The sequence below is a fragment of the Micromonospora sp. KC207 genome (assembly GCF_004348615.1).
GTDB lineage: Bacteria > Actinomycetota > Actinomycetes > Mycobacteriales > Micromonosporaceae > Micromonospora.
Genome location: NZ_SMKJ01000405.1, coordinates 1 through 4,613 on the forward strand (window position 1 = coordinate 1; position 4,613 = coordinate 4,613).

A 4,613-nucleotide genomic window follows, 5' to 3' on the forward strand; every position below is an offset into this window, starting at 1 on the left:
GCCCCCACCCCACCGGTCAGGAATCGAGAAGCACAGGTCAGGTGGGCGCAACTAGCGTGATCGGCATGGACATCACGATTCACACGAGCTTCCTGCCGCACACCGACCCGGACGCCTCGCTGGCCTTCTACCGCGACATTCTCGGTTTCGAGGTCCGCAACGACGTCGGGGCCGGCCAGATGCGCTGGATCACGGTCGGCCCCGCCGGGCAGCCCAACACCTCCATTCTCCTGGCGCCGCCGGCCGTGGACCCCGGCATCACCGACGACGAGCGCCGCACCGTCGCCGAGATGATGGCCAAGGGCACGTACGGCTGGATCCTGCTGGCCACCCCCGACCTGGACGGCACCTTCGAGAAGGTGCAGGCCAGCGACGCCGAGGTCGTCCAGGAGCCGACCGAGCAGCCGTACGGGATGCGTGACTGCGCCTTCCGCGACCCCGCCGGCAACCTGGTCCGGATCCAGGAACTGCGCTGAGGATGGCCTCGACGTGCTCGACGGGTTGACGAGGGCGATCATCGTCGACCAGCAGCGGATGGGCGGCGACGCGCGTTCGACGGTCGGCACCGCCACCGACGTCAACGCGATGCTGCGCATCCTGTTCAGCCGGCTGGGGCAGCCGCACGTCGGCCCGCCGGGCGGGGGAAGGTCTCCGACCTCGGCCTCGACCAACTCTTCGACGACTCGAGATCGATCGCGGAGGGCGCGATCGCGGCGTACGTCGGGGGTAAGGAGGAGCCCCTTGTCAGCCAGGGGCCCCTCCTTGCGGTTCAGCCGCGGCCGAGCTTGTGGGTGGGGGTGATCCGGACGATCACCCGCACCTCGCCGGGCTGCCGGAACGGGTAGGTGTCCTGGCCGAGGTACTTCTGCGCCATCCGGTCGATGTGCGCGTCGGCCCCCTCCTCGACGAACTCGGCCGTGCCCTTGATCCACAGAGTTCGGAGGTCGTTGGCCTTGTCGGCCACGGAGACGGCCACGACGGGGTTGCGCTGGATGTTGGTGTACTTCTGCCGCCCCTTGGCGGTGTTGAACACAATGTGCTCGCCGTCCGTGTCCACCCAGACCGGCGTGACGTGCGGGCTGCCGTCGGGCTCGATGGTGGCCACGTGGGCGAGCTGCGGCTCGGCCAGCAGGGCCAGGTCTTCTTCGGTGAGGATCGCCATGGCCAAGAAATTACCCCCATGGCACCCACGCGCCGGCGGGAGTCGGGTCGGGACGGGGGCCGGCCGAGGCAGCACCGTGGGCAGCAGGGCGGGTACCGTGAGCGCTGGTCTCGGCAGCGGCCGCCGGGCCCCCACCTTTTTGATCAGGGAGTCGACGTGAGCGAGCGTGTGCAGAACCGATCGGCGGGCCAGGGCCCGGGCAAGGCGGAGCGGCGGCTGGCCGCCCAGCTGGCGGCGAAGAAGGCCGCCGAGAAGAAGCGCCGCCTGCAGTCGATCCTCGGCGCGCTCGCCGGTCTCGCCGTGGTCGGCGTGCTGATCACGGTGTTCGTGGTGGTGAACCAGGGTAAGGACGACGCGCCCGAGCAGGCCGCCGGCACCCCGTCGGCGAGCGCGCCGGCCGAGGAGCCCACCGCGCCGCCCGCCCCGCAGCTGCCCGAGGGGTCGGACCCGGCGCTGGCCAACAAGCCGAAGGTCGAGGCGGGCAAGGGCGAGCTGAAGAAGCTCACCGTGACGACGCTGATCAAGGGCAAGGGTCCGGCGGTGAAGGCCGGCCAGCAGATCACCACCAACTACGTAGGCGTCACCTACAAGGACGGTAAGGAGTTCGACGCCTCCTGGCGGAGCGGCCAGCCGGCCACCTTCCAGATCGGCGTCGGCGGCGTCATCAAGGGCTGGGACCAGGGTCTGGTCGGGGTGCCGGTGGGCAGCCGTGTGCAGCTCGACCTCCCGGCGGAGCTGGGGTACGGCAACAACCCGCCGGACGGTTATCCGGCCGGAGCGCTGCGCTTCGTCGTGGACGTGCTGGCGGCGCAGTAGCCGACCGATCCGGCCGGTTTCCCACCAGCCGGGTGCCCTGCGGCGCGTCGGCGGGATGCCGGGCCGGTCGGCCCGGCATCCCGCGACACGTTGACCTCCGGTCAGGTCAGGTCAGGTCAGGAAGTAGGAGTAGGTGGTCGAGCTGTTGTACGGCGCGTAGTTCCAGGCGTGGTACACCTGGCCCAACTGCCCCCACTTGGAGCGGACGTAGCTGCCGGTGCCCACCCAGATGCCCGAGTGATCGTCGCTGGCGTAGGACAACTTCATGCTGGAGAACCACTGGTACGGCACCTGCCATCGCGTGTAGCTGCCGTCCTGCCAGTACTTGTCGTCGCCGGGGGTGTTCATCCAGCGGTCGTTCGACGTGGACGTGGAGTACCAGGCGTAGGAGTGGCAGTTGTACTTCCGTGAGGAGTTCCGCTCAAGCGTCGCCGAAGGGTAGGTCGAGGTCACGTAGTTGTTGTTGGCCGTTATCTGCGCGCTGCTCAGCTCGTAGGTCGTCGTGGTGACGGAGACGGCGGTCCCCCTGGGGGTGTAGACCGTGCTGGCGTAGTCCTGCGTGCTGAACCCGTCGGTGACCTCGTGACGAGCGAGCGGCGCGGTCAGGTGCTGGCGCACGGCGTCCACGGTGGCGCGCGTGGTGCCCGGGACGAGTTGGATGCCTTCTCGCAGCAGCTGGGACTCCTTCCAGCTCCATCCCTCGCGGACAGCGAGTGCCCGACCGAGCAGGACGGCGGTGGGCTCCAGCCCCGCTTCGCCGTAAACCTCGGCGTGACTCTGCTTGGCAGCGAACTTCTCCAGCCCGACGCGCAACAGCGATTCGAGTTGGCCCGCTGACATGGCGTGGAGAACCTGCGGTTGTGCGAGCACGGTCTCCAGCTTCCAGGCGTCGAGCGTCCGGTTGCCCGCCTGCAGCTCGGTGTCCGTCGAAGGGATGCCGACATCCAGTTTCCGGTAGCGGTCGAGCAGCACTGCGGCCGCGTCAGGGCGGCGCAGCAGCTCCCGGAGCCCGGTGAACCGGGCGGCCACCGCCTCGAACCCCTCCTGAACGCTGTTGAATGCCAGCGCGTCGGGGAGCAGGGGATAGTCCAGCACCGCCGTGGTGAGCTGTTCCGTGCTCATTCTGGCGACGGTCGCACCGGGGATCTGGACGGCCTCGACCATGGCCTCGTGCGTGCCGAGACTGCGCCACTCGGGCGTGCCGCTCTTGATCGTGTAGTGGAATGACGGGGCCGCCGCGCTCGCCGATTGTGCGGGCACGAGCCCGGCGGCCACCACCATCACGGCTACCGAGAGAACTGCCCTTCTTGTCACCCAACTGGGTCTGCCCATCGATGATCCCTCCGATCCGAGCCGGCACAGCCGGCACACTGGCGACTCAGTGCATCCACATGAGCACGCAGGGCAACACACTAATCGACGTACGTCGCTTCCCTGTTACCTCGCTGGTCTGCTGACAGACTTCCGACAGCCATGAGGTCGACCGACCCGCCGGCCCGTTCGCCGCGCAGTAGGTCACAGCAGGGTTCCGCACGTTCACCGAGCGGCAGTAGGTTCAGCTCACCGCGGGCGTCGCCCGCTCGCGGCGACCATGCCCACCGACGCGGAGGTGCACGTGGCGGCGCTGGACGATCCGGGGCTCGCCCGGCTGATGTGGACGCACTTCGAGCCGGTGCACGCGATCACCTACTTCCACACCCGGTCCCGCGCGGCCTACGAGGCGGTGGGGCTGCGCGGCTACTGGCGGGGGTACTTCGCCGGCCGGGCCGCCCCGCTGGGTGCCGTGGAGGCAGCCCCGGTGGTGGCCGCGTTCTTCACCTTCGCACCACCCATGGTGGCGCGGGCGCTGCCGGCGGTGTGGCAGCTGGCCACCCCGGCCGAGGCGCTGCGGGCCCGGCTCACCGGGGCCGTGCAGGCGCTGGCCGAGCTGACGTACGAGTTGCCGGAGGGGCACCTCGCCGAGGCCGCCGAGCTGCTGGAGACGGCCGCCCGGGCGGCGCGGACGGCGGGCCGGGTGCTGGGTGCCGCCAACGCCGCCCTGCCGGCCGCCGAGTACCCGCTGGCCCGGCTGTGGCAGGCCGCGACGACGCTGCGCGAGCACCGGGGCGACGGGCACGTCGCGGCGCTGGTCGCCGCCAACCTGGACCCGGTGGAGACGCTCGCCTGGAAGGTCGCCGAGGGCATGCCGGAGGTGAACCTGCTGGGCCGGGGCTGGTCGGAGCAGGAGTGGCAGGCGGCAACCGGGCGCCTCGTCGAGCGGGGATGGCTGACCGGGGACGGGAAGCCGACCGAGCACGGCCGGGCGGCGTTCCGGACGGTGGAGGACGCCACCGACGTGGCCGCCCTGCACCCGTGGGAGGCGCTCGGCGCGGACGGTACGGACCGGCTGCGCGAGTTGCTGGAACCGGTGGCCCGGGCGGGGCACACGGTGATCCCGCCGGACAGCCCGATCGGCCTGCCGCAGCTGCCGGCCTGACACCCCGACGGTACGCCCCGCCACAAGCGGACCCGCCGGGCCGGCCTGCCGGGAGCGGGCTTCTCGGAGCAGACCTGGCGGTAGCGGTACGCCCGGCCCGGCTCGCCCGTCGGGAGCGGGCCTCCCGGGCGGGTGGGCGGCCGGCGGCTCGGGCAGGAT

5 protein-coding genes are annotated in these 4,613 nt (G+C 70.9%); 3 read left to right on the forward strand and 2 right to left on the reverse strand.

Annotated features, from left to right (window positions below):
- Positions 1–65: 65 nt before the first annotated feature.
- Positions 66–476, forward strand: a complete 411-nt coding sequence (locus tag E1258_RS30100; protein WP_132407059.1) for a VOC family protein — start codon at positions 66–68, stop codon at positions 474–476.
- A gap of 293 nt (positions 477–769) precedes the next feature.
- Here E1258_RS30100 and E1258_RS30110 read toward each other — a convergent pair whose 3' ends face one another.
- Positions 770–1,162: a PPOX class F420-dependent oxidoreductase gene (locus E1258_RS30110; RefSeq protein WP_132407061.1), complete on the reverse strand. Its 393-nt coding sequence runs from the start codon at positions 1,160–1,162 to the stop codon at positions 770–772.
- 156 nt (positions 1,163–1,318) lie between these two features.
- Between E1258_RS30110 and E1258_RS30115 the strand changes: the two genes are divergently transcribed.
- Positions 1,319–1,978: an FKBP-type peptidyl-prolyl cis-trans isomerase gene (locus tag E1258_RS30115; RefSeq protein ID WP_132407063.1), complete on the forward strand. Its 660-nt coding sequence runs from the start codon at positions 1,319–1,321 to the stop codon at positions 1,976–1,978.
- 111 nt (positions 1,979–2,089) lie between these two features.
- Here the strand turns inward: E1258_RS30115 and E1258_RS30120 are convergent, their stop codons facing one another.
- Positions 2,090–3,310: a hypothetical protein gene (locus E1258_RS30120; RefSeq protein ID WP_132407065.1), complete on the reverse strand. Its 1,221-nt coding sequence runs from the start codon at positions 3,308–3,310 to the stop codon at positions 2,090–2,092.
- Between the two features lie 319 nt (positions 3,311–3,629).
- Between E1258_RS30120 and E1258_RS30125 the strand changes: the two genes are divergently transcribed.
- Complete coding sequence (locus E1258_RS30125; protein ID WP_132407067.1) at positions 3,630–4,454, forward strand: hypothetical protein; 825 nt, start codon at positions 3,630–3,632, stop codon at positions 4,452–4,454.
- Positions 4,455–4,613 lie beyond the last annotated feature (159 nt).

What these genes read in the sequence shown, in the direction of transcription:
- E1258_RS30125 (WP_132407067.1), top strand. Translation starts at nt 3,630, where the DNA reads ATGTGGACGCACTTCGAGCCGGTGCACGCGATCACCTACTTCCACACC.
- E1258_RS30100 (WP_132407059.1), top strand. Translation starts at nt 66, where the DNA reads ATGGACATCACGATTCACACGAGCTTCCTGCCGCACACCGACCCGGAC.
- E1258_RS30110 (WP_132407061.1), bottom strand. Translation starts at nt 1,162, where the DNA reads ATGGCGATCCTCACCGAAGAAGACCTGGCCCTGCTGGCCGAGCCGCAG.
- E1258_RS30120 (WP_132407065.1), bottom strand. Translation starts at nt 3,310, where the DNA reads ATGGGCAGACCCAGTTGGGTGACAAGAAGGGCAGTTCTCTCGGTAGCC.